The organism is Nonomuraea sp. NPDC049607 (genome assembly GCF_040675375.1).
Lineage (GTDB): Bacteria > Actinomycetota > Actinomycetes > Streptosporangiales > Streptosporangiaceae > Nonomuraea.
Map to the genome: position 1 here is coordinate 1 of NZ_JBFAOV010000027.1, position 26,202 is coordinate 26,202.

Sequence of the window (26,202 nt, forward strand, 5' to 3'; positions counted from 1 at the left end):
GCTCGGCGCCAACGACGAGATCTCGGCCAACTTCCACGTCAGCCTCAACTGGACGACGTACATCGGCCGGGTGCTGGTCTTCGTCGCGCCGGCGCCCTGCCAGGGGTCGTAGTCGACCTCCAGCGGCTCCTGTGCCGGCCGCTCCTCCTCCGGCACGTGCTGCAGGTTGACCCGGATCCGGTACCAGACGCTGCTGCGCCCGCGCATGCCGTCGACCAGCACGTCGGCGGCCTCCAGCAGGGCCGCGACCTCGGGGTGGCGGGCCTTCCAGCGGTCGAGCCCCGCCAGCGCCTCCTCCTTGTGCTGGGCCCTGGCGATCTCGATGACCGGCATGGTCTGCTGCCTGCGCCCGCTGCCCTTGGGCGGCTTGGGCGCGGGCCCGAGCTCTTCGGCCAGCTCCAGCAGCCCGTCGAGCGACCCGGCGTGCAGATCCATGTCCTCCCACGGGTCGCCGAGCTCGGCCAGCCGCTTGGGCACGCTGTCGACCGTGAACGTCTCGGGCCGGCAACCGGGCACCTCGTCCCAGGTCAGCGGCGTGGACACGCGGGCGTCGGGCACCGCGCGCACCGAGTACGCCGAGGCGACCGTGCGGTCGTAGGCGTTCTGGTTGAAGTCGACGAACACGCCGTGGCGCTCCTCCTTCCACCACCTGCTGGTCGCCAGGTCGGGGGCCCGCCGCTCGACCTCGCGGGCCACGGTCTCGGCCGCCTTGCGCACCTTCGCGAACGGCCACCGCCGCTCGATCCGGGCGTAGACATGGAACCCGCGCGACCCGGACGTCTTGGGCCAGGCGACCAGCCCGTGGTCGGCCAGCACCTCCCGCGCCACCTGCGCGGTGGCCAGCACGTCGGCCCAGGCGACGCCGGGCACGGGATCGAGATCGATGCGCAGCTCGTCGGGCCTGGCCAGGTCGTCGGCGCGCACCGGGTGGGGGTTGAGGTCGACGCACCCCAGGTTGATCACCCAGAGCAACTGCGCCAGATCGGTGCAGACCACCTCTTCCGCGCTCAGCCCGGACCGGTAGCGCAGCTCGGCCACCTCGATCCAGTCGGGCCGCTTGGCGGGAGCCCGTTTCTGGAAGAACGCCTCCTGCTCGATGCCGTGGACGAACCGCTTGAGCACCATCGGCCGCCCGTGCACGCCGCGCAGCGCCGCCTCGCCCACCGCCTGGTAGAACCGGATCAGGTCGAGCTTGGTGTGGCCCGACTGCGGGAAGACCACCTTGTCGGGGCTGGTGATGCGGACGGAACGCCCCGCGACCTCGATGTCAGGCATGAGATCACAGTACGCGGCGGGTCCGACAGTCAGCCGGGACGCCACCCCCGGCTGCGCGCCTCCCAGTACGTCAGCCCGAGCCGCCGGTGCAGCGCGACCGCCGCCTCGTTGTGCTCGCGCGCCTCCCGGTCGCGGCCGAGCCGCCCGGCCAGCTCGGCCAGCACGTCGTGCACCGAGCCCCAGGCGGCGCTGCCCATCCCCATGACGATGAGCTGGCCGGAAATGGGCAGCAGCCGTTCGTACAGGTCGGCCGGGTCGGGCGTGCCGAGCCGGGCGGCCACCAGCCCCCAGACCGGGTGGAGGAAGTCCGCCGACCAGTCCTCGCGCAGCTCCACGCCCCACCGGCCGATCAGCTCCCTGGCGAGCTCGGGCCGCCCTGCCTCCAGCGCCGCGAGGACGGCGAGCGGGCGCACCGGGCTCATCAGCGGCCGCTCCCCCGCCGCCACCAGCTCCTCCAGCAGCTCCGCGCCCCGGTCCTGGCCGCGCCGGCAGGTGTAGAGGGCGGCCAGGCGGCGCGCCTCGATCCCCCACAGGCTGCCGCCGTACGTGAGGCCGGGGAAGCGGCCGAGCAGGGCTTCGGCCTCGTCCCAGCGGGCGTGCAGGGTGTGCGCGGCGGTCTGCGAGACGCGGACCATCGCCTCCAGCTCGGGCCTGGCCACCTCGTGCAGGAGCTGCTCGCAGCGGTCCAGGTCCCTGGCCCACTCGGCCAGGTCGCCCGCGCGCAGCAGGCACGACATGCGCAGGACGCGTCCCACCAGCCGGGCCTCCCTGGGCAGGCCGGGAATGGCGAGCATCTCCTCGGCCGCCTTGAGCCGCACGTCGTTGCGGCCCGGGACGAACCCGGCGATCAGGTAGTTGTTCAGCGCCGTGGCCAGCAGCATCGGGTCGTCCAGGCCGCGGGCCAGCTCGACGGCCTCCAGCGCCAGCCGTTCGCCCTCGGCGCGGCGCGGGCCGTAGTGCAGCTCGATGCCGAGCGTGCCCAGCAGCGCCGCCCTGGACGCCGGGTCGAGGCCGCCGGCCAGCAGGTCCTCCAGCACCGTGACCATCGCCTCGTCCACGACGCCGTACGGCCGCCAGTTCCACACCGACAGGCCGCCGAACACCGAGACGGCGGCCACCAGCGCGTCCTTGTCGCCGAGCCGCTGGGCCTGGGCGACGGCCTCGTCCAGGTCGCGGCGGGCGCCGGCGGCGTCGCCCAGGGTGCGGCGGGCCCGGCCCAGCTCGACGAGCAGCCGGCAGCGCCGCGGCGAGTCGCCGGGCGGAAGGTGGGCCAGCGCCAGCTCCCACAGCTCGACGGCCTCCTGGTAGCCGTGCCGGGCGGCGGCCTGGGCCGCGGCCTCGGTGGCGTGCTCGACGGCCTTGGCCGCCCCGCCCAGCCTGGCCGCCGCGGCGAAGTGGCCGGCCAGCAGCGCCGGGTCGGCGCCGGGCACGCCCTCCAGGGAGCGGCCGGCGCGCAGGTGCAGCCGGGCGCGGGCCAAGGTGGTCAGGCCGGCGTCGAGGGCCTGGCGGACGAGGGCGTGCGAGAAGCGGTAGTCGGCGGCCTCGGTCAGCAGCCCGGCGGCCAGGGCGGGCTCCAGGCCCGTCATGACGTCCTCCACCGGCTGCTCCACGAGCGCGGCCAGCAGGTCGACCGAGACCTCGCGGCCCGCGACGGCGGCGGCCCTGAGCAGGTCCCGCGTCGGCCCGGGCAGCCTGGCCAGCCTGCGGTCGATCACGTCGGCCGCGCCGGGCGGGACGAGGTGGCGTTCGCGTTCGGGCAGGCGCAGCAGCTCGGCGAGGTAGAACGGGTTGCCGCCGGAGCGGTCGAGCAGCTCCCCGGGGTCGGCGCTCACCTCGCGCAGGCGCAGGAAGTCGCGCACCCCCTCGGCGTCGAACGGCGCGAGCGGCAGCCTGCGGCCCTCCCTGGACAGCGTGCCCATCGTCTCGCGGAGCTGGGCCGGCTGGTCGGCGGGCTCGGGCCGGAGCGTGGCGATGATCAGGGCGGACGTGCCCGCCAGCTCGCCCGCGACGTGGCCGAGCAGCTTCAGCGACGAGGCGTCGGCCCAGTGCAGGTCCTCCAGCACCAGCAGGAGCGGGCCGCCGCGCAGCGAGGCGAGCACGGCGTCGTAGAGGTCGAACAGCTCGGCGTGCGGGGACGGCGGGATCATGCCCGCCCGCGCCCACGGCCAGAACGCCGGGGCCCTGGGGTCGTCCAGGCATCTGCCCCACTCCACCCGGAACCCGCGGGCGGCGGCCAGGTCGGCGGCGGCCCTGACCAGGCTGGTCTTGCCGATACCCGCCTCGCCGGTGACCAGCGCCAGGCCGCCGTGCCCGGCCCTGGCGCCACCCAGCAGCTCTTCCAGCGTCCGCAGCTCCGCCTCCCGTCCGACCAGGCGCTCTCCCGCCGCCCTTCCGCCCGCCGCGGCACTCGGTGCCGGTGGGGCCTTCGCGTCGTCCGCGTCCGGTCGCCGGGGCGGTTCGGCGGCGGTCGTCCCGCCGGGGGCGTCCAGGGCCGGGGACTGGTCGAAGACGGCCTGCTCCAGGCGTTTCAGCTCCGGGCCCGGCTCGATGCCCAGCTGTCCGGCCAGCAGCCCGCGCACCCGGCGCAGCGCGGCCAGCGCGTCGGCCTGCCGGCCCGCCCGGTAGAGCCCGAGCACCAGCAGCCGCCAGGCCCGCTCCCGGTACGGATACGCCTCGGTCAGCGCCTCCAGGTCGGGCACGGTGGCCTCCCCCAGCTCCAGCCGGGCTTCGAGCAGGTCCTCCTCGGCCGCCAGCCGCAGTTGCCCCAGCCGGGCCGGCACGTCGGGCGCCAGCCCGGGGAACTCGGCCAGCGGCTCGCCGCGCCACAGCCCGAGCGCCCGGTCCAGCACCCGCGCCGCCTCGCCGTGCCGCCCCTGCCGCACCAGCCGGGCGCCGTCGGCCGCCCAGGTGGCGAAGCGGGCGACGTCCGTCTGGCCGGGCGCGATGTCGAGCAGGTAGCCGGGCTCGCGGGTGAGCAGCACTTGAGGCGGCGTGCGCGGCTTGCGTCCGGGTTCGAGCACCCGTCGCAGGTGCGACACGTACGCCTGGAGCGTGGCGGTGGCCCTGGCCGGGGCCTCCCCCGCCCACAGCTCCTCGATCAGCCGGTCCAGCGGCACGATCCGGCCCGGCTCCAGCGCCAGCATGGCCAGCACCGCCCGCTGCTTCCTGGTGCCGAGGTCGAGGCGGGCGCCGTCGTCGTCGTCCACCTCAAGCGGACCGAACAGTCTGAACTCCACAGGGCTCAAGTCAACCCCAATTCCCACGCAAGTGGGACCAAGCATCATCGATCACATGAACGAACTGAGGAACATGACGACCGGCCCCGTTCTCCTTCCCGGCGACGACGGCTTCGACCAGGCGCGCCGTCCCTGGAACCTGGCGGTCGAGCAGCCGGTGCGCGCGGTGGTCGAGGCCGCCGACGCCGACGACGTGGCCGCCGTGATCGGCTACGCCCGCCTGCACGGCCTGGCGGTGACCGCGCAGCCGGGCGGCCACGGCGCGTCGGGCGACACCGAGGGGACGATCCTGCTGCGTACCGGCCGTCTGGGCGGGGTGGCGATCCGCGACGGGGTGGCGCGCGTCGGCGCGGGCGTGAAGTGGGGCGAGGTGCTGGACGCCGCGAGCCCGCTCGGGCTGACCGGCCTGGCGGGCAGCTCGCCGGTGGTGAGCGTGACCGGTTACACCCTGGGCGGCGGTCTGAGCTGGTTCAGCCGCAAGCACGGCTTCGCCGCCGACAGCGTGCGCGCCTTCGAGGCCGTGGACGCCGACGGCGGCCGGATCACGGTCACCGCCGAGAGCGACCCCGAGCTGTTCTGGGCCCTGCGCGGCGGCGGTGGCGACTTCGCGATCGTGACGGCCATGGAGTTCGACCTGCACCCCGCGCCCTTCCTGTACGGCGGCCGGATCATGTGGCCGGCCGACCGCGCCGAGCAGGTCATGGCGGCCTTCCGCGAGGTCACCGCCGACGCGCCCGAGGAGCTGTCGGTGTGGTTCCAGCTCCTCACGCCGCCCGGCGCCCCCGGCTTCGTCATGGTCGAGTGCACCTACCTCGGGGCCGACCCCGGGACGCTGCTGCGGCCGCTGGAGGCCGTGGGCGGGGCGATCGCCGACACCAGGCGGGTGCTGCCGGTGGCCGAACTGGCCTCGATCTGCGACGAACCGGTCGACCCGAGCCCCGGCATGGGCCACACCGAGCTGCTGACCAGGCTGGACGACGAGGTCGCCGGCGTGCTGACCGGGGAGCCGATCGAGCCGCTGCTGGCGGTGCAGGTCCGGCACCTGGGCGGGGCGGTGGCCAGGCCGGTCGAGGGCGGCGGCGCGGTGGAGCGGCTGCCGGAGCCGTACCTCGTGCACGCGCTGGGCCTGCCGTCGCCGGAGGTGTCGGAGCGCATCGAGCGGCTCGGCAAGGTGCTGGTGCCGTTCAGCAGCGGGCGGCGGCCGTTCACGATGCTGCACGGCGGGGAGCAGGCGGCGGCGGCGTTCTCGCCCGAGACGCTGGCCCGGCTGCGCGACCTCAAGCGCGCCCGCGACCCGCTCAGCGTCATCCGGTCCAACTTCCCGGTGCTCGGCTGACCCGGCCCGATGGGCCCGGGAGCCGCGGGCGGCGGGCTAGGTGAGGTCGCCGTGACGGCCGGCGCCGGCGGCGAACCTGGCGGCGCCCGCCGCCGCGCCGGGCAGCGAGACCAGCCCGTGGCGCAGCTCGTTGCGCATGGCCTCCTCCTCGGTGAGGCCGTGCTGCTCCAGCAGCGACATGCGGTCGCCGCGCAGGCACGCCTGCGGGAACGCGGCGATCCGCGCGGCCAGCTCCTCGGCGTGCCGCCGGGCCGTGCCGGTGGGCACCAGGCGGTTGACCAGGCCCATGTCGAGGGCCTCCGGCGCGTGCACGGGGCGGCCGGTGAGTATCAGGTCCATGGCGCGCGAGGCGCCGATGAGCCGGGGCAGCCGGACCGTGCCGCCGTCGATCAGCGGCACGCCCCAGCGGCGGCAGAAGACGCCGAACACCGCGTCCTCCTCGGCCACCCGCAGGTCGCACCAGAGGGCCAGCTCCAGCCCGCCGGCCACGGCGTGCCCGGCGACGGCGGCGATCACCGGCTTGGACAGGCGCATCCTGGTCGGCCCCATCGGGCCGTCGCCGTCCTCGCCGACATGGTTGTCCAGCGCCTTGAGGTCGGCCCCCGAGCAGAACGTGCCGCCCTCGCCCCACAGCACCGCCACGGCCGCGTCGGAGCGCTCGAAGTCGCCGAACGCGTCCGTGAGCGCGCCGGCGGTCTCCCTGTCGACCGCGTTGCGCGCCGCCGGCCTGCTCAGGACGACGGTCGTGACGGGTCCTTCGCGCTCGACGCGTACGGTCATGCGGCCCTCCTCGGGGAGACCTGGCGAGCGTACTGTCAGGCGAGCGCCCCGGCCAGCAGCTCGTCGAAGTGGTCGGCGGCCGGGGCGTCGACGCCGCGCAGCGGGCCGCGGTCGGCCAGGTGCGCCTCGGCGTACAGGCGGGCGACCAGGGCCTTGCGCCCGTCGTCCAGCCCCCAGGCGGCCTGGTCCTCCAGCAGGGCGGCGGCGTAGACGTCGGCCATGAACTGGGCCAGCGGGTAGAGGCGTTCCTCGGCGAGCGCCGGGTCGAGCCCGTGCCAGGCTTCGACGGCCTTGGACAGGTCGTCGATCCGCGCGTTCACCAGGTCAGAGGTGGCCAGGGCGCGCAGGCGGGCCAGGAAGGGCACGTGGGCCTCCTCGCGCAGCATGGCGCGGCGCACGTCCAGGCACAGGATGTTGTCGCCACCCTCCCAGATCGGGTTGACCTGGGCGTCGCGCAGCAGCCTGGCCACCGGCCACTGCTCGATGTAGCCGTTGCCGCCGTGCACCTCGATCGCGTCGCTCGCCGCCGTCAGGCCGAGCCGGGCGGCGCGCAGCTTGATCAGCGCGGGGCCGAGCCGCAGCCGGGGGCCGACCAGGCCGTCGAACACCATCGCCTGGGCGGCCTCGACCTCGACGATCAGTTCGGCGAGCTTGCGGCGCATCAGCGGCTGGTCGATGAGCGGGCGGCCGAACGCCTCGCGGGAGCGGGCGTAGCAGATCGACTCGACCAGCGCCCGCCTGGCCACGCCGACGCCCATCATGGCGACGCCCAGCCGGGAGGCGTTGGTGAGCTTCATCATCGTCCCGAGCCCGGAGCCGGAGCCCTGGCCGGCCAGCAGGAACGCCTCGGCGCCGGTGAACTCGACCTCGGCCGAGGCGACCGAGCGGGTGCCCAGCTTGTCCTTCAGCCGCCGGATGCGCACGCCGTTGCGCGAGCCGTCGCGCCGCTCCCACAGCGCCAGGAACGGCGCCACCGCGCCGTCGGGCGTGCGGGCGAGCACCACGAACGCCGACCCGTTGGCGTTGGAGGCGAACCACTTGAACCCGGTCAGCCGCCACGCCTCCCCGTCGGGCTCGGCCCACGCCTCCAGGGCGGCCAGGTCGGACCCGCCGGTGCGCTCGGTGAACATCTGAGCGGCCTCGCCGGAGTAGTAGCCGTCGGCGAAGATCTCCCGGACCCGGTCGCGTATGTCCGGGGGCGCATGCTTCTCGGCCAGCGAGACCACCATGTCCCCGCCGGTGCCGAGCGCGCAGCCCATCCCGATGTCGGCCTGGTCGAGCAGGTACGTCCAGGCCGCCGCCAGCGCGGACGGGTCCGCCCCGTTCGCCCGTGCCTCCTCGGCGAACGACGGCGAGGTGAAGTTGTCCTCCATGAGCGCCGCGCGGGCGGCCTCGAAGGACGGCGGCATGACGACCCGGCTGACGTCCCTGCCCCACTTGTCGTACTTCTCCAGGCGGGGCGGGTTGCGGTCGGTCTCCTCGGCGCACTCGGCGACCAGGCCGCCCATCAGCGCGCCGAGCCGTTCCAGGCGGGGCTCGGCCCAGGCGAAGCCGTCGCCGAGGTGGCGCCGCATGAGCAGGCGCAGCGTGGGGTCGCAGGTCCACCAGTTGCGCCCGGCCGCCCCCTGGTAGCGCTCGGTGGCGTAGCGGTCGCTGTGGTCGAAAGGTTCGATGAGATACCGGCCCATACTCGCGAGTGTTACATATAATCAACACGCGATGGAAGACCGTAACACCTCACTCAGCGCCCGGTCGGCGGTCCTGAGCGCGCTGCTGGGCAGCCACCCGCCCCGGCTGCCCGTCCGGCATCTGGTGCGCATCGGCGCGCTGTTCGGCATCGCCGAGGGCACGGTCCGGGTGGCGCTGTCGCGCATGGTGGCGGCCGGCGACCTGACGCAGCAGGGCGGCCGCTACACGCTGTCCGAACGGCTCGTCGAGCGCCAGGCCCGCCAGGACGAGAGCCGCGACCCGCACACCAGACCGTGGGACGGCACGTGGGAGGTGGCGGTGGTCACCGCCGAGCGGCGCGCCCCGGCCGACCGGGCGGCGTTCCGGCACACGATGTCCGCGCTGCGCATGGGTGAGCTGCGCGAGGGCACCTGGCTGCGTCCGGCGAACCTGGTGCGCGCCTGGCCCGAGACCGTCACCGCGCAGTGCACGCTGATCGACGGCCGCCCGCACGGCGACCCCACCCCGCTGCTGTGGGACCTCGACGGCTGGGCGGCCGAGGCACACCGGCTGGAGCGGGCGCTCGACCGGGCCGACGGGCTGGCCGAGGGCTTCCTGGTCTCGGCCGCCGTGCTGCGCCACCTGCTGGCCGACCCGCTGCTGCCCCCCGAGCTGCTGCCCGCAGGCTGGCCGGGAGCCGCGCTGCGGGCCCGCTACGACGCCTTCGACCACCGCTACCGCGAGGTCCTGCGCGCCCACATGGAGGGCTGATCCCCGCCCCCACCTGGTGCCCCGCCCCGGCCCCGGCTCAGAGTGCGACGGCGAAGACGATGCGCTTGTTCCTGAACTCGGTGACGCTCCACAATTTGCCGCCGCGCACCGTCAGGTCCTCGGGCCCGATCGGGTAGGGCCTGGTCAGCAGCTTGTCACCGCTGTGGACGAGCAGCCTGCCGTTGGTGTTGCCGTCGGCCGCCTGGCTCAGGTACCACTTGCCGCCCCAGGAGACCGCCCCCTGGATGTTGGGGTGTCCCATGACGAAGGCGTCCTTGGGCGTGCCGTCGGTCAGGGGCAGGTTCCAGCGGGCGACCCACCCGCCGGGGTCGTTCTCGCGGTACTCGCCCGAGACCAGCGCGGGCGTGGCGCCGCTGCGGTCCACCGACAGGAACGAGAAGTGCGGCCCGCGCCGCGCGAGCTTCCAGCAGTCGGTCTGCGGCAGCAGGTAGCGGTAGCCGAAGGCGTGGAACTTGCCGCCGGAACGCCCGACGCGCGCGGGATCGCCCAGGTCGCTCTGGGCGGTGCGCAGGTCGAGCAGGTTTCCCAGGTCGAACACGCGCAGGCCGTTGTAGGTGTCGGCGACGTAGAGCAGGTCGCCGTGACAGGCCAGGCCGCCCGCGTGCACGTCGATCGGCTTGTACGTCCCGTCGGGCGCGGCCTCGACCAGCAGCGCGTGCTGGTACTTCAGCGTCCGGGGGCTCAGGAACGACACCCTGATCCCCCGCTCACCCGGCGTCGGCTTGAAGTACCAGCTCACCAGGAGCACCGGCACGCCGATGCTGCCGGACTCCTCGCCGCAGGTCACGCCCTGCGGGTACCAGTCGACGGTGTCCTGGTCCTTGCCGTCGAAGGCGTACCAGTCCGACGGCCTGGGCTGCATCGAGCCCAGCGCCGCCGTGGCGCCCTTGTGGACGGCGGTCCTGTTGGCGTGGGCCAGCAGGGCCTCGACCCCGGTCGCGCCGATCTCCCCGGCCAGCTTCGCCGCCCCCTCGGCCAGGGTCCCCGTGGCCCGCGTTAACGCGTAGGGCGCCTTGTCGGCCGGAACCATCCCCGTCGCCGCCATATCTGCCTCACTTCGTCCGTCTCTCGGAGTAGTTTGACGGACGAGCGGCGGCATTTGTTGGCGTTCAGTCCCACAGATGCACCGGCAGGCCCGACAGAGCCAGCTCCCGGTAGCGCCGCACGAGCCGTTCCCGGTCGCCGCCGAAGCGCGCCAGCGCCTCGCGCTGCCAGACCGCGCCGGTGCGCCGCAGCCGGGTGCGCTGGGCGATGACGTCCAGGGCGGTGTCGGCGTCGTGCGGGGTCACCCCGTTCGCCAGCAGCGCGGCCCGCGCCTCGGGCAGCAGCCTGAGCACCAGGTCGGCGGCCTCGAACTCGCCGTCCAGGCCCGGCCAGGCCAGCTTGGCCTCCAGCCCGTCCTGGGCGGCGCGGTAGAAGTTCTGGTATGCCTCGGCGAACCGGTAGCCGGTCAGGTCCCGCTCGGCCTGCGAGAGCGTCAGCCCCAGCAGGAACGCCGTGTTCGCGGTCATGTCCGCGCACGACGGCCCGGCGGGCAGCGCGCGCATCTCGACCCGCAGGTGCCCGCCGTCGGCCGGGTCGTAGACGGGCCGGTTCCACTGCCAGATCGTGCCCTGGTGCAGCCGCAGCTCGGGCACCTCGTGCGGCTCGGCGCCGTCGGACAGGTCGGGCACGATCGGCTCGTAGTCCTGCACGTACCGCTCGAACAGCTCGTGCGCGCCCTCCCGCACCCAGTCCGAGCCGAACGTGACCCGCCCGTCCCTGCGCCCGCGCCGCTCCACGTCGCGGTCGTCGGCCGCCTCCTCCATCAGCGCGATCCGCGTCTCCGCCCACAGGTCCCTGCCCAGGAAGAACGGCGAGTTGCCGCACGCGGCCAGCACCGGCCCGATGGCGAGCTGGGCGGCGTTGAACAGCCGGGCGAAGCGGTCGGGCGGCGTGCGGATGTGCACCTGCCAGGAGGTGTTGGCGCTCTCCAGGATCACGTCCTCCACCGACAGCTCCAGGTCCTCGATCTTGACGAGGAACGGCTCCAGCCGCAGCCGCCTGATGCCCCTGCTCATGGCCCGGTAGCGGTTCTGGTCGCTCAGCGCGCCGCGGGTGAAGTCCTTCGCGTCCAGCGTGGGCAGGATGCCGATCGGCAGCGCGCCGCCGTCCTCGACGGCGGCGTCCACCTTGGTCACCGTCTCCTGGATCTCGGCCCCCATGCGCTCGAAGGGCGCGCCCGCCAGCGGCGTCGGAGTGAGGTTGACCTCGATGTTGAAGCGGCCCAGTTCGAGCACGACGCGCGGGTCGTCGAGCTGGTCCCGGACCTCGTCGTTGCGCGGCAGCGGCCGTCCTTGCCGGTCGATCAGGAACAGCTCCAGCTCGGCCCCGATCGTGGCCGGCCCCTGCCCGAAGCCGGGGGTTTCGAGCAGCTCGCGAAGCGTGCCGAGTTGCTCCCGGATGCGTTCTCCGAAGCGCGCGTACTCCGCCTCGGAGAACCGCTCCTTGTCCAGATCTCGTCCCATCGCCCCCTTCTGTCCACTACGCAGGTGTCCACACCTCACCAGGCGATCGGTCCGTCATCCTCCAGGTAGGCGCCGGTCGGGCCGTCGGCGTCCAGGGTCGCCAGCCGTACGGCGACGGCCGCCCCCTGCTCGGCGGTGCGGAAGCCGGTGTGCCCGTTGAGGTCGGTGGCGCAGTAGCCGGGGTTGGCGGCGTTCACCTTGATGGAGGTGTCCATCAGCTCCTTGGCGTAGCAGACAGTGATCATGTTGAGCGCGGTCTTGGAGGAGTTGTAGACGGCGAAGTTGAGGTCCCAGAACGGGCTGCCCGGCGTGAGCGCCAGGCTGATCGAGCCCAGCTCGCTGGACATGTTCACGATCCGGCCCGCCGGCGACCTGCGCAGCAGCGGCAGCATGGCATTGGTCACGGTGACCACGCCGAACACGTTCGTCTCGTAGACGTCCCTGAACGCCTGCGCGCCGGCGGCGCTCGGGACGCCCCCGTCCAGGCCGCCGGCGATCCCGGCGTTGTTGACCAGGATGTCGAGCGAGCCGTACTCGGCCTCGATCCACTTGGCGGCGGCGGCCACGCTCGCCTCGTCGGTCACGTCGATCCGCACGTACGGCAGGCCCAGCCGACCAGCGGCGGCCCGCCCGCGCTCCTCGTCGCGGGCTCCCACGATCGCGATGATCCCCCGCTCCGACAGCAGCCGCGCGACCTCGTGGCCGATTCCCTTGTTCGCGCCCGTGATGAGGGCAGTCGTCGTCATGGCCCAACGTTCTCCCAGGTCGGAAGGGGTGTGGGAGAGACCCGCGGAAGCTGGGATCAGCGGTACCACCTTCGCGAGCCCGCTCACCTGCCCTCAGGACGGAGGATGGAGGCATGAACCGCGACGAACTGGCCGCGTTCCTGCGCAGCAGGCGCGCCCGCGTCACCCCGTCCGACGTGGGGCTGCCGGGCGGCGACCGCCGCCGCACGCCGGGCCTGCGCCGGCAGGAGGTGGCCCAGCTCGCCGGGATGTCGATCGACTACTACATCCGGCTGGAGCAGGGCAGGGGCCCGCACCCGTCGCGCCAGGTGCTCGGCGCGCTGTGCCGGGCGCTCATGCTGAACCAGGACGAGCGCGCCCACCTGTTCCGGCTGGCCGGCCAGCTGTTGGAGGCCCCCCGCATCAGGGAGGACGTGCCCGCGGGCATCCTGCACCTGCTCGCCTTCCTGGAGGACGTCCCCGCCTACGTCCTGGACGCCCGCTACGACCTGCGCGCCTGGAACCCGCTCGCCGCCATGCTCATGGGCGACCTGGACTCCCTGCCTCCCGACCGGCGCAACGTGATCCGCTGGGTGTTCATGTCGCCCGGCATCGCCGAGCACCTGTCCGACGAGGAGAAGGGCCGCTTCGCCCGCGCCTCGGTCGCCGACCTGCGCGTGGCCGCCGGACGCTACCCCGACGACCGGGCGCTCCAGGCGCTGGTGGCCGAGATGCTGGCGCTCAGCCCCGAGTTCGCCGAACTGTGGGCCGGGCACGAGGTCGAGGTGCGCAGGGAGCAGCGCAAGCAGGTCACCCATCCGCTCGTCGGCACGATCGACGCCATCTGCCAGGTGCTGCCATGGCCCGACCGCGACGACCTCCGGCTGGTGCTCTACACCACCGAACCCGGCTCGCCCTCCCACCGGGCCTTGCGCGACCTGCGGCGACTCACTCTAAGCTCATGAGATGCGAGCGGTTGCCTTTGACGTCTTCGGCGGGGAACTCGACCTGCGCGAGCTGCCCGATCCCACCCCCGCGCCCGGCGGGGCGGTGATCAGGGTCGAGGCGACCGGTCTGTGCCGCTCCGACTGGCACGGCTGGCAGGGGCACGACCCCGACATCACGGTCTTCCCGCACGTGCCCGGCCACGAGCTGGCGGGCGTGATCGAGGCCGTGGGCCCCGACGTGCGCGGCTGGCTGCCGGGGGCGCGGGTCACCGTGCCGTTCGTCTGCGCCTGCGGCACCTGCTCGGCCTGCGCGACGGGCGAGCAGCAGGTGTGCGAGCGGCAGACCCAGCCGGGCTTCACCCACTGGGGCTCCTTCGCCGAGTACGTCGCCGTCGACCACGCCGACGTCAACCTCGTGCCGATCCCCGAGGAGATGGCCTACGCCACCGCCGCCGGGCTCGGCTGCCGCTTCGCCACCGCCTTCCGGGCGGTCGTCCAGGTGGGCGAGGTGCGTCCGGGCGAGTGGGTGGCGGTGCACGGCTGCGGCGGGGTCGGGCTGTCGGCCGTGATGATCGCGGCGGCGTCCGGGGCGCGGGTGGTGGCGGTGGACATCAGCACCGACGCGCTGCAACTGGCCGAGCTGGCCGGGGCCACGCACTTCGTCAACGGCTCGGCGGGTGACACGGCGGCCCAGGTCAGGGAGCTGACCAGGGGCGGCGCGCACGTCTCGCTCGACGCGCTGGGCAGCCCGCGCACGTGCGCGGCCTCGGTCGAGAGCCTGCGCAGGCGGGGGCGGCACGTCCAGGTCGGCCTGCTGCCGGGCGGGCCGACGCCGGTGCCGATGGACCGCGTGATCGGCCACGAGCTGCGGCTGCTGGGCAGCCACGGCATGGCCGCGCACGCCTACCCGCCCATGCTGGAGCTGATCAGGGCCGGGATCCTGCACCCCGACCAGCTCGTCACCCGGACGATCGGCCTGGCCGACGCGGGCAAGGCGCTGGCCTCGATCGGCTCGGTCCCGGGCGTGACGATGATCGTGCCCGGCGGCTGACCGCCGGGCCGGGCTCACTCCTCCAGTTGCACGCCGAGCGCCCTGAGCACCAGCGCCAGCATGGAGTAGTGGGCGACGAGGACGACCAGCTCGATCCTGCGCACCTCGTCGTAGCGGTCGCACAGGGCAGCCCAGGTGGCGTCGGTGAGGTCGCCCGCGTAGTGGAGGTCGTCGGCCACCTGTAGCACCAGGCGGTCCTCGACCGGCCAGAGGGCGTCGAGCTGGCGGACCGACTCGATCTCCACGTCCGTCAGGCCCGCCTCGCGGGCGATGCGGGCGTGATGGGTCCACTCGTACGCGCTGCGGCTGTGGAAGGCGGTGCGCAGGATGGCCAGCTCGCGGTCGCGGGCGGGCAGCGTGCCGTTCAGCAGGGCGCCGCCGAAGCGCAGCCAGCCCTCGTAGACCGCGGGGTGCCGGCCCAGCGTCGTGAACACGTTCTGGGGGTTCGCCTGCTGAAAGTCGTCCCATTCCGCGGGAGGCAGGGGCTTCACTCGAGGCTTCATGGCTTGACCATTCCCCAAATGAGCGCCCTCTTGTGCGGGGGACGGCTTTACCCTCACTTAGGGGGACTTTCCACAGTGCGGGCAATAGGTCAGGATTAAGACGCCCGCAGGACGTTGCAAGCCTGGTCGACCGCAAGGATCCCATGGTGATTCGAACGTTGCTCGCTGAGGACATGCACCTGGTACGAGGGGCGCTTGTGGCGCTGCTGGCCTACGAGGAGGACATCGAGGTCGTCGCCGAGGTCGAGCGGGGCGACCACATCCTGGCCGCCGCCCAGTCGTGCCGTCCGGACGTGGCGGTGCTCGACATCGCCCTGCCGGGCATGGACGGGCTCGCCGCCGCCCGCGAACTGTACGACAAGCTGCCCGGCTGCGGCGTGCTGATCCTGACCGGCGTCGGCACCCCCGGGCTGCTGAAGCAGGCGCTGGAGGTGCACGTACGGGGGTTCATGGCCAAGGACGCGCCGCCGGAGCGGCTGGCCGACGCCATCCGCAGGGTCGCCGACGGCGAGCGGGTCATCGACTCGGAGCTGGCCATCGCCGCCATGCGCCCCGAGGAGCCGCCGCTCACCCCCCGCGAGCTGGACGTGATCGGCGCGGCGGCCGACGGCGCCTCCATCGGGGAGATCGCCGCCTCGCTGTTCCTGGCCGAGGGAACGGTCCGGAACTACCTGTGCCGGACGACGGCCAAGCTGGGCGCGCGCAGCCGCATCGACGCCATCCGCATCGCCCGCGAGTCCGGCTGGATCTGACCCCCTGCCGCCTCCCCTCAGCCGCCCGCCGCCCGGTCAGGGCCGGGTGTGGGCGGCCAGGAAGGCCAGGACGTCGGCGGCGAGCGCGATGGACCGGCTGACGGCGCGGGCACCGTGGCCGACGTCGCGCTCGTGGCGCAGCAGGACGGGACGGGAGCCGTCACCGGCCCACTGCATGGCCGCGCACATCTTGCGGGCGTGCATCGGGTCCACGCGGGTGTCGGCGGCCGAGACCGTGAACAGCGTCGCCGGATAATCCGCGTCCCGGCGGACGTGGTGGTAGGGCGAGTAGGCCAGCAGCCAGGCCAGGTGGTCGGGGTCGCAGGGGTCGCCGTACTCGCCGGTCCAGGACGGGCCGAGGCCGCTGCGGTGGTAGCGGGCCATGTCCAGCAGGCCGGCCGAGCAGACGGCGGCGGCGAACAGGTCGGGGCGCTGGGTGACGGCCGCGCCGACGAGCAGGCCGCCGTTCGACTCGCCCCAGATGCCGAGCTGCTCCGGGGTCGTCCAGCCGTCGGCGACCAGCTTCTCGGCCGCGGCGACGAAGTCGTCGAAGACGTTCTGCTTGCGTTCCAGCATGCCGTCCCGGTGCCAGGACTCGCCCTCCTCGCCGCCGCCACGCAGGTTCGCGATGGCCAGCACGCCGCCCGACTCCACCCAGGCCAGCGAGTCGGCCGCGTAGCCGGGCATGAGGGGGATGCCGAAGCCGCCGTACCCGTTGAGTATCGCCGGGCGGGGGCCCGACCCTGAGGAGAGCGCGACCACGACCATGCGCACGCGGGTGCCGTCGGCGGAGGTGTACTCGACGTGGTGGCTCTTCACGTCGGGCAGCGCGACGCGGCCGGGCGGGGCGGCCCACAGGGTGCTGGCGCCGGTCCGGGCGTCGTAGCGCCAGATCTCGGCGGGGGTGACGGCGTCGGTGTAGGTGAACCAGGCCTCGTGGCCGCCCTCGGGGCGGGAGGTGAGCGAGGCGATCGAGCCGCTGCCGGGCAGGGGCACCTCGCCCAGCCGCTCGCCCGTCCTGGCGTCGTGCACGGCGATCTCGCCGACCGCGTGACGGGTCCTGGAGACCAGCAGGCGGTCGCCGTCCAGCAGGGTGAACGCGCCGAGCACCGCCCGGGGGTCCTCGGGGACCAGCTCGCGCCACACCTCCGGCTCGGCCGGGTCGGCCACGCACAGCCGGCGCCGGGGGGCGTTGCGGTCGGTGAGCAGGTACAGGCGGCCGTCGGGGGCCACCGCGCCCGCCGTGCGCACGTGCGTCCCCTCCTGTACGGCCCGCAGCTCCGGCCGCTCGGGGTCGCCCGCGGCCAGGTCCGCCAGCCAGAGCGAGTTGCCGACCGTGCCGCCCGCCGAGATCGTCAACCAGCGGCCGTCCGCGCTGATCTGCACGCCGTACGAGACCGGCCCGCCGGTCAGGACGGGGACGTCGTCGGGGACGCCGAGCCGGTGCAGGTGCACGCCCTCGTGGAAGCGCACGTAGTAGAAGCCCTCGCCGCCGGGCAGCCAGGCGACCGGCGAGTACCGGCAGCCGCCGATGGGGCCGTCCACGAGCTTGCCGGTGTCGACCTCCTCGACGTACAGGTCGGCCTTCTCGTCGCCGCTGCGCGAGATCTGGTAGGCGACCAGACGGCCCGACGGGTCGGGTTGCCAGTCGTCCAGGGTGGTCAGGCCGGTGGGGTCGCGGTCGGCCGGGTTCAGGAAGGGCCGGTCGTCGCAGTAGAGGACCGGGTGCTCCTGGCAGCCGGTCTGCCGCAGGTGGAAGCACCGGCCGCCGCGCCACACGGGCGGGGTGACCAGGCCCGTGACGCTCAGCTCGGTGAGCCGGGCCAGGAAGCGCTCGCGGTCCGGCAGGCGCGCGGCCGCCTCCCGCCACAGCCGGTCCTGCCCGGCCAGCCACTCCTCGGTACGGGGGTCGAGGGGGTCCTCCAGCCAGCGGTACGGGTCGGGGACGTCGTGCCCGCCGAGGCGGTCGGTGACCGGTTGACGTTCGGCGGGCGGGTACTCGTCTGCAAGTGTCATGACACGGGCTCCGGTTGCCAGTGGCCGGCCAGGTCGGCGTACAGGGGCGAGACCCGGATCAGCTCGTCGTGCGTGCCGATCGTGATCCGGGGACCGTCCATGAGCAGGACGCGGCGGGCGCGCAGCGCGGAGGTGAGGCGGTGCGCGACCACGATGAGCGTGCCGCCCCTGGCCGCGAAGGCGTTCTCGGCCAGGGCTTCGGCGGCGGGGTCCAGGTGACAGGTGGCCTCGTCCAGGATGACCAGCGGGGCCTCGGTCAGGTGGGCGCGGACGAGGGCGATGAGCTGCCGCTGCCCGGCCGACAGCGCCGCCGGGTCCAGCGTGGCGTCGTACCCGCCCAGGCTCTCGACCAGCTCTCCGGCGCCCAGGGCGGCCACGGAGCCGTCCAGGCCGCCGGACCCGGGCACGAGATAGGCGAGGTTGTCGCGCAGCGTGCCGCGGAAGACGTACGCCTCCTGCGGGATCAGCACGCGGGCGGCGGGGTCGGCCCGGCCGGCGGGGACGCCGCCGATCAGCACCTCCCCCTCGCCGGGCGGCAGGATGCCGCTGAGCAGGGCGGCCAGCGTGGACTTGCCCGCGCCGCTCGGCCCGACGACGGCCAGGTGCTCGCCCTCGGGGACGGCGAGGTCGAGGCGGTCCAGGACGGGCGCGGAGTGCGGCCCGTAGGAGAAGGTGACCGACCGGAGCGCGACGTCGGCGCCGGCCGGGCGGACCCTGGGCGGGGCGGGCGGCGGGGGCGGCGCGGCGGCGGCGATGCGGCGCAGCGTGGCCACGAGCCGCACGCCGCTCACCCCGAGCCCCTGGACGAGCCCGCCGAGCGCGGGTGCCAGCGACTGGGTGACGTAGGCGAGCGCGCCGACGATCACGCCCGGCCCGGCGCCGCCGTCGAGCAGCCACGGGGTGCCGGCGAGCAGCAGGACGACGGGCAGCCAGCCGCCGACGGCCAGCGCGGCGGTGCGCACCGAGGTCACCCTGGCCAGCGCGCGGGCGGCGTCGCGCTGCGCGCCGACCTGGCGGGCCAGCCGCTCGTCCTCGCGGTCGGCCAGGCCGCACGCCTCGATGTCGCGCAGCCCGGTGGCCGTCGCGGTCATCGACCGGGCCAGCTCCTCGTCGGCCAGCAGGAACGCGCGCTGCCGCCGGGCCAGCGCGGGCAGCGAGGCCAGGAAGAACGCCAGCCCGGCCGCGAACGGCGGCAGCACCAGCACGAGCGTGCCCGGCGCCAGCGTCAGCAGCCCCAGCACCACGCTGACCAGCGTGAACGCGAACCCTCTGACCGTGGTGACGACGGCGGCGAAGGCGTCCCTGGCCAGCTCGACCTGGAGCCCGGCCCGTGCCGTGGCCGCGCTGTCGGGCCGCTCGGCGAGCGGGCGGCGCAGCGCTCCCTGCACCACCCGCGTCAGGAGGTCGTCGCGGAACGGCTCGGCCACGGCGGCCACGGCCAGCACCACCTGGCGGGCGCCGACGGCGGAGACCAGCCACGCCAGCCCGAGCGCCGCCAGCCAGGCCAGGCCGGTCAGCGGCCTGGCGCGGGCGAAGCCGTCCTCGATGGCGCGGGCGACCGCGTGCCCGACGAGGAACGCGGGCGCCGCCTCCAGCACCGACCACAGCAGGATCGCGACCAGCCGCCGGGGCTCACGGACGAGCGCCCGCCAGAACCCGGCGGGGGCGCCGGGGATCGAGGGGCCGTCGGGGATCGAGGGGCCGTCGGAGACCGAGGGGCCGTCAGGGGCCGCGGGAACGTCCGGGGCCGGGGTCATGGGGGGCCCTCCTGGAAGACGGCGCGGTAGGCGGGGTCGCGCCACAGGGCGTCGTGGGGGCCGGCGGCGCGCACCCGGCCCTCGTCGAGCCAGACGACCTGGTCGGCGCGGGCGGCGGTGGCCAGGCGGTGGGCGGTGATCAGGCGGGTGCGACCCCGGGGATCACCGGTGAGCGCCCGGCTGACCTCGCGTTCGGTGACGGTGTCCAGGCTGGAGGTGGCGTCGTCGAGCACCAGCACCCGGTCCCCCCGCGCGAACGCCCTGGCCAGGCCGAGCCGCTGCCGCTCGCCGCCGGACATGGGGGTCTCGGCCAGCGGCGTGTCGTAACCGGCGGGCAGGCGGCGGACGAACCCGTCGGCGCGGGCCGCCACGGCGGCCTCCCGTCCGGCCTGGGAGCCGGGGACGGCGCCGATCGCCTCGCCGACGGTGTCGCCGACCAGGACCGGGCGCTCGAAGGCGTAGCCGATGGCCGATCGCAGGCCGTCGCGGGTCAGCTCGCGCAGCGGGACGCCGTCGAGCAGCACGTCCCCGCGTTCGGGGTCGGTCAGCCGGCCGGCGAGCGCGGCCAGCAGGGACTTGCCGGAGCCCGACCGTCCCACCACGGCGGTGACCGTGCCGCCGGGGATCGTCAGGTCGCCCACGGTGAGGCCGTTCGCGGCGACGTCCCGGAACTCGACCGTGCCGGGGCCGGACGGGAGCGGGCGCGTGCCGTAGGAGACCGGCGGCAGGGCGAGGACGTCGGCCACCCGGGCGGCGGCGGCCCGCGCCCTGGCCAGGCCGCCGATGTAGCCGAGCGAGGTGCTGAGCGCGGCGCCGAGCGCGGCGTAGCGGGCGGCGGCGTACAGGTCACCGACGGTGAGCCGCCCGGCGGCCAGCATGAGCCCGCCGGCGGCCAGCACGGCGACCTCCAACAGCGGGATCATGAGCCCAGACCGGACCCCGGCGGCGGCGTTCGCGCGCCACAGGGCCATGCCGTGCGCGCGCAGCCGGGGCAGGGGCGCGAGCACCCGCCGGGCCTCCTGGCCCGCGGTCCCGGCGGCGGCGATGGTGCGGGCGCCGTCGAGCGCGTCCACCAGGCGGGCCGCGATCTCGCCCTGGACCTCCTGGTAGCCGCCGGAGATGACGGTCGTGGCGCGCAGGAAGGCCCGCAGGACGAACACGATGAGGACGATGCCGGCCCCGAGCGTGAGGGTCAGCAGCGGATGGATGAGGGTGAGCGCGACCAGGGCGCCGGCGGTCGGTACCAGCAGGGCCAGGGCGCCGGTGACCGTCTCGGGGGCCCGTCCGGCCTCCTCGGCGTTCAGCCCGGCCCGGGTGACGAGGTCGCCCTCGGGGAAGCGTCGGGTGGCGGCCCGGCCGACGCCGAGCACGTGCCGCAGCACGCCGAGCCGCAGCCGGGCGGCCGCGTACGCGCTGCTCGCCCCTCTGGCCCAGCCGCCGAGGCTCTCGCAGAGCACCACCACGGCGACCACGCCCGCGCACAGCACCAGAGCGGTGGCGGCGCCGGAGGAGCGGGCGAGGAGCAGGTCGAGCGTGCGGCCGACGAGGAACGGGACGGCCAGCTCACCGGCCGCGCCGGCGACGGCGGTGACCGCCAGCACGGCGGGCCACGGGCCGCAGCGCCGTACGGCGTCCGCCACCAGGCGGTCTCCCGGTCCCACCTGCCGGCCTCCTTCGGACTCGGGAGGTCCCCGCGCCACCACGAAACGGCGCGGGGACCCTGTCAGCTATCAGTGGCAAAGAGCGACACTGAGGTTGCTCGGGTGGCCCGAGTGACACGTGAGAGCAGTGAGCGAGCTGCCGCCGCTGGCCACGTCGCTGGCCGCGGGAGCCTCCAGACCCTGCAGGTCGAGAAGAACCATGTTCTACACCTCCTTCCACGGTTGATCATGCGCAGGCCGCTCGGGTGCGGCCTCCAGGAACGGCAGGCGTGCCGGCTGGTCTCCCAGCACCGCCCCGAGGGCGAACAGCACGCCGGCCGTTCCGGTCGCGAAATCCATGGACAGGCGCAACAGCCCGTCACCGGGGAAGGCCAGGCCGCCGCCGTACGGCATGGCGTGCCAGCTCAACCCCTTGATCAGCTCGCGGGCCACCGGATCTCCGGCGAGCGCCGCGATGATGCCCGCGCGGCCGGTGAACAGCCCCGGCTGGACGAAGAACCCGGAGCGGGCGACCAGCTTCAGCCGGTCCAGCTCCGCGGCGAGCTCCTCGTCGTCGCGATGCACGAGATGACGTCCGAGCACCAGGGCGATGCCCACGGAGCCCTCGTCCAGGTAGGGCAGCGTCCGCCAGCCCTGGTCCACCTGGAGCGAGCCGTCCTCCGAGGCCCGGCAGCGCCGCAGGTCCTGCCTGAGCGCGATCTCGGCCAGGTCGAGGAGTGCGCGGTCGCCGGTGTGCTCGTAGGCGTGCAGGAAGAGCAGGGCGGAGCCGGACGAGCCGTACATGAGGCCCGCTCTCGGGTTGTCGCCGCCGCTGATCCCGGGCACGTCCTCGGGGCCGCCGAGGCGGTCGGCGCACATGTCCACCGCGCGCATGGCGTGCTCGGCCAGGGCGGGCTCGGTCCGGCCGAGGCGCAGGAGGTTCAGGCCGATGCCGGGCAGGCCGGAGAACAGGGCCGTCTCCAGGCGGTCCCACTGCTCCCGCAGGGCGATGTCGACGACGTCGAGCGCGTCCTGGCGGTGTCCGAGCCGGTCGAGGACGTGGGCGATGCCGTGCAGGCCGTCGTACAGGCCGATCCCGGAGCCGGCGGCGGGGCGCAGGGCGCGTTCGCGCAGCCATTTCTCGTACTCGGGGAAGGGGCCGAGGCCGGTGGCCGACAGGGCGAGCAGGACGCCGGCCGCGCCGGTCGCGATGTTGAGGCCGCCGCCGGGCCTGAACTGGGCGACGTCGCCGGGGAAGAGGCGGTCGTCGCGGTCGGGGGTCGCGGCCGCCCGGATGGCCCGGCACATCGCGTCCCGCAGCTCGGCCCAGGTGGCCGTCCCCGGCATCGGCACGGGGGTCTCGACGGCCTGGTCACCCGCGATGGTCGCGGCGGCGGTGTCCATGAAGGCGGCGGGGACGGGGAAGGTCTCCTTGACGATCCGCGCCAGCTGGACGATCTTCGGCCGGTGTATCGGCAGCATGATCGTGCACTGCGGGGCGAACAGGGCGAACCGCAGGCAGGCCAGCGCGTACCGGTCGACCTCGACGCCGTGGCGGTCGCGCGGCGCGGCGAAGGCGGGGTGGGCCAGCGCGGCCCTGGCCTGGTCCGCGGCGAGGGTGGCGACCTCGTAGTCGATGAGCACGACCCGGTCGTCCTGGGTGATCAGGATGTTGTCGGGGTGCAGGTCGCCGAAGACCACGCCGCGTCCGTGCAGTGACGCGACGGCCTCCTCGACGCTCTCCAGGGTCGTGGTGGCCCAGGCGGTGTACTCGGCGAGGTCCTGGTCGGTGCAGGTGGCGCGGGTCAACGGGAAGCGGCGCACCAGCCGCCGCTGGAGCGGGGTGCCGTCCACGAACTCCTGCACGAGGAAGTGGTGGCCGCCGATGCTGAAGTAGTCGCGCAGGCCGGGGGCGGCGGGCAGGCCGGCCAGGCGGCGCAGCATGTCGCGCTCGTGCTGGAGCCTGGCGACCGCGTCCCGGCCGGCCACGTCCAGCCCGGCGTGCGGCCTGGCCTCCTTGAGCACCACCCGTTCGTCCGTACGGGTGTCGCGGGCCAGGTAGACGCCGCCGCCGTTGGAGAAGTGCAGCACGCTCTCGATCCGGTACGGCAGCTCCTCCATGGTCACGGCGTTGCGCGCGGCCAGGTGGGGTTCCAGGAACTCGGGCAGCGTCGTCCAGGGCGGCACCGAGAACGTCGCGCCGCGCACGTCGGGGATCAACGTGCCGTCGCCGTCCTCGACGGCCAGCACCCGCTCCCCGGAAGGGGACAGGCAGTGCCGCTCGGCGAACCCGCCGTACCGGACGAACATCGGCCCCTCGCCGTAGCGCAGGTCGCTCAGGATGTACGGCCCCTCGACGCCGCGCAGCAGCTCGTCGAGCTCCTTGAGCACGAGTTCGAGCTGGCCCTCGTCCCGGGGGTAGATGGTGATCAGCTTGCCGCTCGACGCCCGGGAGGCGGCCTTGGAGTTGACCATGACGAGCACGGCCGGGCCGCGCAGGAACTTGAAGGCGACCCCGCGGGGCACGCAGTAGTCCCACACGGTCTGGACGACCTTCTCGGCGTCCTCGACCCGGGCCGACACGTGGATCTTCCAGCCCTGGGTCGGCAGGGGCGCCTCCTGGGTCGGCATGTAGTAGGCCCAGGTGTCACTGAGGTCGTGGGCCCAGCCTTCCGGGACGGGCCGGCGCAGCTGGGGGAAGTCGGCGTCCGCCGCCGTGCTGTGGTCGGGAGTGTCGTAGAAACACTGGTCCACAAGGCAGTAGAGCTCGTACTTGTCCATTTGGCGCGGCCCTCCGAGGCGGTGTGCTTAGAGCCTGCCGCAGCCGCGCCGGGGCGCACTAGTAACACGCAACATAAGTCATATATGGCTATGGAATGCGCTTTGATGTGTTTTTCACAAAAGGTAATTATCTGCGCGGGGCATAAACACTGAAAGAGAACTGCCCGCCGCGCGACGTGGACGCCTCCAGCCAGCCGCCCAGCGCCGAGACGCGTTCGGCCAGGTTGAGCAGGCCCTGACCGGCGTCGCCCGGCCGGCGCGGGGGACGTACGCCGTCGTTCCTGATCGACAGGCGGACCACGTTGTCGCGTTCCATGAGCTGGATCCAGCACTGCCCGGCCTCGGCGTGCCGCAGCACGTTCGTCACGCCCTCGCGCAACGCGTGCGTGAGGGCCTCCTCCACGTCAGGGTGCAGATCGCGGCAGGCCACCCTGATCTGGCAGCGCACCCGCGCCGACTCCAGCAGCGCCCGCGCCGAGCTCATCTCGGCCGCCAGCGAGGAGCTGCGCAGGCGTCCGTGCGCGACGGCCCGGACGTCGGCCGACAGCTCCCGCAGCAGGTCGAGCGTCTCGGTCAGCTCCTGCCGGGCCTTCTCGTCACCCTCCGCCACCAGCCGCTGGATGAGCCGCGCCTTGAGCGTCAGGACGGTCAGCCGGTGCCCGACCAGGTCGTGCAGGTCGCGGGTGAAGCGGCGGCGCTCCAGCGTCACGGCCTGGCGCATGACGTCGGTACGGGCCCCGGCCAGCCGGCGCACCTGGGCCAGCAGGCTCAGCAGCGCGAACTCCACGACGCCGACCAGCGGGCAGGCCAGCGCCCACGCCGGCTCGACCTGCCAGGAGGGCGCGGCCAGCAGCACCGGCCCGCACGACAGCGCCAGCACCACCAGCACGACCGACCTGATCCGGGACGCGACCACCAGCAGGGCGCCCGCCAGCAGCCCGCACACCGGCGTCCAGGCCGGCCCGAACACCGCCAGCGGCACGTACGTGAGCCACGCCTGGACGGCCACCAGCCACCACGCACCGGCCCGGCGTGAGGGCTCCTCCAGGACGAACCTGCCGTGCAGCGTGAGCAAGACGGCCAGCGCGACCGACCCCTCGACCACCAGCCCGGACCCGGCCAGCCCGGCCTGCACCGGGATCGCCAGCCCGACGCCCCCGGCCACCAGGCCGAGCCCCCCGGCCCAGGACGGCGACGAGAGACTGTGCATCCTGGACCGTAATCGAGGCGTCAGGCCACGGTGTGTCGCGTCCACCTCACCCCCGGTACACGGTTGATGCGTCGGGACAGTACGCGTGGCGAGTGCGCTCACCGCTGCCTCGTTCCTCTAATCGACCTGATCGCGTAGCCCCGTGTAAAGGCCGGGGCCGCTTCCGGACACGCTGACTTCCCACCCCACAAGAGGTTAGACAGTTCATATCAGCCATAGGGTGGCGGTATGGAATACATGCGACTTGGCGCGACTGGTATGAAAGTTTCTCGCATCTGTTTGGGGATGATGAGCTACGGCGACCCGGCGCGGCAGGAATGGGCGCTGCCCGAGGAAGAGGCCGAGCCGATCATCCGCCGGGCCGCCGACGCGGGCGTGACGTTCTTCGACACCGCCGACATCTACAGCCGGGGCCAGAGCGAGGTCGTCACCGGCAGTGTGCTGCGCCGGATCTTCCCCCGGCGCGAGGACTACGTGCTGGCCACCAAGGTCTACTTCCCGATGGGCCGGGGCGCCAACGACCGCGGCCTGTCGCGCAAGCACATCCTGTCCGCCGTCGACGCCTCGCTCGACCGGCTCGGCACCGACTACGTGGACCTGTACCAGATCCACCGATGGGACGACGAGACCCCCATCGAGGAGACCATGGAGGCACTGCACGAGGTCGTCAGGTCGGGCCGGGCCCGCTACATCGGCGCGTCCACGATGTGGGCCTGGCAGTTCGCCAAGGCCCAGCACGTGGCCGAGGCCAACGGCTGGACCAGGTTCGTCTCGATGCAGAACCACCTCAACCTGCTCTACCGGGAGGAGGAGCGCGAGATGCTGCCCCTCTGCGCCGACCAGGGCGTGGGCGTGATCCCGTGGAGCCCGCTCGCGCGCGGTGTGCTGGCCAGGGCGGGCTCGACGGCCTCCGCGACCGCCAGGACCGGCTCCGACCAGCGCATCGACTTCCTGTACGACCCCGACAACGACCGGCAGATCCTCGACCGGGTCGCCCAGGTCGCCGCCGAGCGGGAGCTGCCGCCGGCCCAGATCGCCCTGGCCTGGCTGCTCAACCGGCCGGGGATCACCGCGCCGATCGTCGGGGCCACCAAGGACCGGCACGTGGACGACGCCGTCGCCGCCGTCGGCGTCACGCTGTCGGACAGGGAGATGGAGTTCCTGGCCGAGCCGTACCGGCCGCGGGAGGTCAAGTTCTGATCACCGGGATTGTCGGTCGGAGATCC

20 protein-coding genes are annotated in these 26,202 nt (G+C 74.1%); 6 read left to right on the top strand and 14 right to left on the bottom strand.

Translation table 11 applies throughout. From position 1 onward, the window contains the following. Together ligD and AB0J97_RS37110 are read right to left on the bottom strand one after the other, a co-directional pair. On the bottom strand, nt 1-1,275 hold a 1,275-nt coding region (gene ligD, locus AB0J97_RS37105; RefSeq protein WP_364097739.1), incomplete at its 3' end, for a non-homologous end-joining DNA ligase. A gap of 29 nt (nt 1,276-1,304) precedes the next feature. Next, nucleotides 1,305-4,511, bottom strand: a complete 3,207-nt coding sequence (locus tag AB0J97_RS37110; RefSeq protein WP_364097742.1) for a BTAD domain-containing putative transcriptional regulator — start codon at nt 4,509-4,511, stop codon at nt 1,305-1,307. Nucleotides 4,512-4,566: 55 nt separating this feature from the next. Between AB0J97_RS37110 and AB0J97_RS37115 the strand changes: the two genes are divergently transcribed. Beyond that, nucleotides 4,567-5,847, top strand: coding sequence for an FAD-binding oxidoreductase (locus tag AB0J97_RS37115; RefSeq protein ID WP_357700998.1), 1,281 nt, complete (start codon nt 4,567-4,569; stop codon nt 5,845-5,847). Between the two features lie 36 nt (nt 5,848-5,883). Here AB0J97_RS37115 and AB0J97_RS37120 read toward each other — a convergent pair whose 3' ends face one another. Then, entirely contained in the window at nt 5,884-6,627 is a 744-nt protein-coding gene (locus AB0J97_RS37120) for a crotonase/enoyl-CoA hydratase family protein (RefSeq protein WP_364097746.1), read from the bottom strand. A gap of 35 nt (nt 6,628-6,662) precedes the next feature. Next, nucleotides 6,663-8,315, bottom strand: a complete 1,653-nt coding sequence (locus tag AB0J97_RS37125) for an acyl-CoA dehydrogenase family protein (RefSeq protein ID WP_364097749.1) — start codon at nt 8,313-8,315, stop codon at nt 6,663-6,665. Between the two features lie 31 nt (nt 8,316-8,346). Between AB0J97_RS37125 and AB0J97_RS37130 the strand changes: the two genes are divergently transcribed. Beyond that, the gene (locus AB0J97_RS37130; protein WP_364097752.1) at nt 8,347-9,066 is read left to right on the top strand and encodes a PaaX family transcriptional regulator C-terminal domain-containing protein; all 720 of its coding nucleotides are present in this window, start codon (nt 8,347-8,349) and stop codon (nt 9,064-9,066) included. Nucleotides 9,067-9,103: 37 nt separating this feature from the next. Here the strand turns inward: AB0J97_RS37130 and AB0J97_RS37135 are convergent, their stop codons facing one another. From AB0J97_RS37135 to AB0J97_RS37145, 3 genes are all read right to left on the bottom strand, one after another. Then, nucleotides 9,104-10,132, bottom strand: coding sequence for a hypothetical protein (locus tag AB0J97_RS37135; RefSeq protein ID WP_364097755.1), 1,029 nt, complete (start codon nt 10,130-10,132; stop codon nt 9,104-9,106). Nucleotides 10,133-10,196: 64 nt separating this feature from the next. Further along, on the bottom strand, nt 10,197-11,594 hold the full coding sequence (locus AB0J97_RS37140) for a glutamate--cysteine ligase (RefSeq protein ID WP_364097758.1): 1,398 nt from the start codon (nt 11,592-11,594) through the stop codon (nt 10,197-10,199). Nucleotides 11,595-11,629: 35 nt separating this feature from the next. Then, nucleotides 11,630-12,340 carry an SDR family oxidoreductase gene (locus tag AB0J97_RS37145; RefSeq protein ID WP_364097761.1) on the bottom strand — a complete coding sequence of 237 codons (711 nt, stop codon included), beginning with the start codon at nt 12,338-12,340 and terminating at the stop codon, nt 11,630-11,632. A 113-nt stretch (nt 12,341-12,453) separates the two neighbouring features. Here AB0J97_RS37145 and AB0J97_RS37150 point away from each other — a divergent pair, with 113 nt between their 5' ends. Beyond that, on the top strand, nt 12,454-13,284 hold the full coding sequence (locus AB0J97_RS37150) for a helix-turn-helix transcriptional regulator (protein ID WP_364097764.1): 831 nt from the start codon (nt 12,454-12,456) through the stop codon (nt 13,282-13,284). Nucleotide 13,285: 1 nt separating this feature from the next. Continuing rightward, nucleotides 13,286-14,317 carry a zinc-dependent alcohol dehydrogenase family protein gene (locus AB0J97_RS37155; RefSeq protein ID WP_364097767.1) on the top strand — a complete coding sequence of 344 codons (1,032 nt, stop codon included), beginning with the start codon at nt 13,286-13,288 and terminating at the stop codon, nt 14,315-14,317. Between the two features lie 14 nt (nt 14,318-14,331). Here the strand turns inward: AB0J97_RS37155 and AB0J97_RS37160 are convergent, their stop codons facing one another. Continuing rightward, nucleotides 14,332-14,820 carry a carboxymuconolactone decarboxylase family protein gene (locus AB0J97_RS37160; protein WP_357701016.1) on the bottom strand — a complete coding sequence of 163 codons (489 nt, stop codon included), beginning with the start codon at nt 14,818-14,820 and terminating at the stop codon, nt 14,332-14,334. A gap of 143 nt (nt 14,821-14,963) precedes the next feature. Here AB0J97_RS37160 and AB0J97_RS37165 point away from each other — a divergent pair, with 143 nt between their 5' ends. Then, entirely contained in the window at nt 14,964-15,572 is a 609-nt protein-coding gene (locus AB0J97_RS37165; RefSeq protein WP_364097770.1) for a response regulator transcription factor, read from the top strand. A gap of 36 nt (nt 15,573-15,608) precedes the next feature. Here the strand turns inward: AB0J97_RS37165 and AB0J97_RS37170 are convergent, their stop codons facing one another. The 6 genes from AB0J97_RS37170 to AB0J97_RS37195 form a co-directional block, all read right to left on the bottom strand. Continuing rightward, entirely contained in the window at nt 15,609-17,588 is a 1,980-nt protein-coding gene (locus AB0J97_RS37170; protein ID WP_364097773.1) for a prolyl oligopeptidase family serine peptidase, read from the bottom strand. Next, nucleotides 17,585-19,345 carry an ABC transporter ATP-binding protein gene (locus AB0J97_RS37175; RefSeq protein ID WP_364097776.1) on the bottom strand — a complete coding sequence of 587 codons (1,761 nt, stop codon included), beginning with the start codon at nt 19,343-19,345 and terminating at the stop codon, nt 17,585-17,587. Before AB0J97_RS37175 ends, AB0J97_RS37170 begins: the two co-directional genes overlap by 4 nt. After that, nucleotides 19,342-21,006 (bottom strand): ABC transporter ATP-binding protein, encoded by a 1,665-nt coding sequence (locus tag AB0J97_RS37180; RefSeq protein ID WP_364097779.1) that lies wholly within the window; start codon nt 21,004-21,006, stop codon nt 19,342-19,344. The genes AB0J97_RS37175 and AB0J97_RS37180 overlap by 4 nt, the downstream gene beginning before the upstream one ends. 69 nt (nt 21,007-21,075) lie before the next feature. Next, nucleotides 21,076-21,207, bottom strand: a complete 132-nt coding sequence (locus AB0J97_RS37185) for a SapB/AmfS family lanthipeptide (RefSeq protein ID WP_352327332.1) — start codon at nt 21,205-21,207, stop codon at nt 21,076-21,078. A gap of 3 nt (nt 21,208-21,210) precedes the next feature. Next, entirely contained in the window at nt 21,211-23,766 is a 2,556-nt protein-coding gene (gene lanKC, locus AB0J97_RS37190; RefSeq protein ID WP_364097783.1) for a class III lanthionine synthetase LanKC, read from the bottom strand. Between the two features lie 127 nt (nt 23,767-23,893). Next, complete coding sequence (locus AB0J97_RS37195; RefSeq protein ID WP_364097786.1) at nt 23,894-24,976, bottom strand: histidine kinase; 1,083 nt, start codon at nt 24,974-24,976, stop codon at nt 23,894-23,896. A gap of 228 nt (nt 24,977-25,204) precedes the next feature. On the opposite strand from AB0J97_RS37195, the gene AB0J97_RS37200 reads away from it, so the two are divergent. Next, on the top strand, nt 25,205-26,176 hold the full coding sequence (locus AB0J97_RS37200; protein ID WP_364097789.1) for an aldo/keto reductase: 972 nt from the start codon (nt 25,205-25,207) through the stop codon (nt 26,174-26,176). Nucleotides 26,177-26,202 lie beyond the last annotated feature (26 nt).

What these genes read in the sequence shown, in the direction of transcription:
- AB0J97_RS37195 (WP_364097786.1), bottom strand. Translation starts at nt 24,976, where the DNA reads ATGCACAGTCTCTCGTCGCCGTCCTGGGCCGGGGGGCTCGGCCTGGTG.
- AB0J97_RS37125 (WP_364097749.1), bottom strand. Translation starts at nt 8,315, where the DNA reads ATGGGCCGGTATCTCATCGAACCTTTCGACCACAGCGACCGCTACGCC.
- AB0J97_RS37165 (WP_364097770.1), top strand. Translation starts at nt 14,964, where the DNA reads ATGGTGATTCGAACGTTGCTCGCTGAGGACATGCACCTGGTACGAGGG.
- AB0J97_RS37185 (WP_352327332.1), bottom strand. Translation starts at nt 21,207, where the DNA reads ATGGTTCTTCTCGACCTGCAGGGTCTGGAGGCTCCCGCGGCCAGCGAC.
- AB0J97_RS37145 (WP_364097761.1), bottom strand. Translation starts at nt 12,340, where the DNA reads ATGACGACGACTGCCCTCATCACGGGCGCGAACAAGGGAATCGGCCAC.
- AB0J97_RS37140 (WP_364097758.1), bottom strand. Translation starts at nt 11,594, where the DNA reads ATGGGACGAGATCTGGACAAGGAGCGGTTCTCCGAGGCGGAGTACGCG.
- AB0J97_RS37115 (WP_357700998.1), top strand. Translation starts at nt 4,567, where the DNA reads ATGAACGAACTGAGGAACATGACGACCGGCCCCGTTCTCCTTCCCGGC.
- AB0J97_RS37150 (WP_364097764.1), top strand. Translation starts at nt 12,454, where the DNA reads ATGAACCGCGACGAACTGGCCGCGTTCCTGCGCAGCAGGCGCGCCCGC.
- AB0J97_RS37135 (WP_364097755.1), bottom strand. Translation starts at nt 10,132, where the DNA reads ATGGCGGCGACGGGGATGGTTCCGGCCGACAAGGCGCCCTACGCGTTA.
- lanKC (WP_364097783.1), bottom strand. Translation starts at nt 23,766, where the DNA reads ATGGACAAGTACGAGCTCTACTGCCTTGTGGACCAGTGTTTCTACGAC.
- AB0J97_RS37130 (WP_364097752.1), top strand. Translation starts at nt 8,347, where the DNA reads ATGGAAGACCGTAACACCTCACTCAGCGCCCGGTCGGCGGTCCTGAGC.
- AB0J97_RS37175 (WP_364097776.1), bottom strand. Translation starts at nt 19,345, where the DNA reads ATGACCCCGGCCCCGGACGTTCCCGCGGCCCCTGACGGCCCCTCGGTC.
- AB0J97_RS37155 (WP_364097767.1), top strand. Translation starts at nt 13,286, where the DNA reads ATGCGAGCGGTTGCCTTTGACGTCTTCGGCGGGGAACTCGACCTGCGC.
- AB0J97_RS37200 (WP_364097789.1), top strand. Translation starts at nt 25,205, where the DNA reads ATGGAATACATGCGACTTGGCGCGACTGGTATGAAAGTTTCTCGCATC.
- AB0J97_RS37120 (WP_364097746.1), bottom strand. Translation starts at nt 6,627, where the DNA reads ATGACCGTACGCGTCGAGCGCGAAGGACCCGTCACGACCGTCGTCCTG.
- AB0J97_RS37170 (WP_364097773.1), bottom strand. Translation starts at nt 17,588, where the DNA reads ATGACACTTGCAGACGAGTACCCGCCCGCCGAACGTCAACCGGTCACC.
- AB0J97_RS37160 (WP_357701016.1), bottom strand. Translation starts at nt 14,820, where the DNA reads ATGAAGCCTCGAGTGAAGCCCCTGCCTCCCGCGGAATGGGACGACTTT.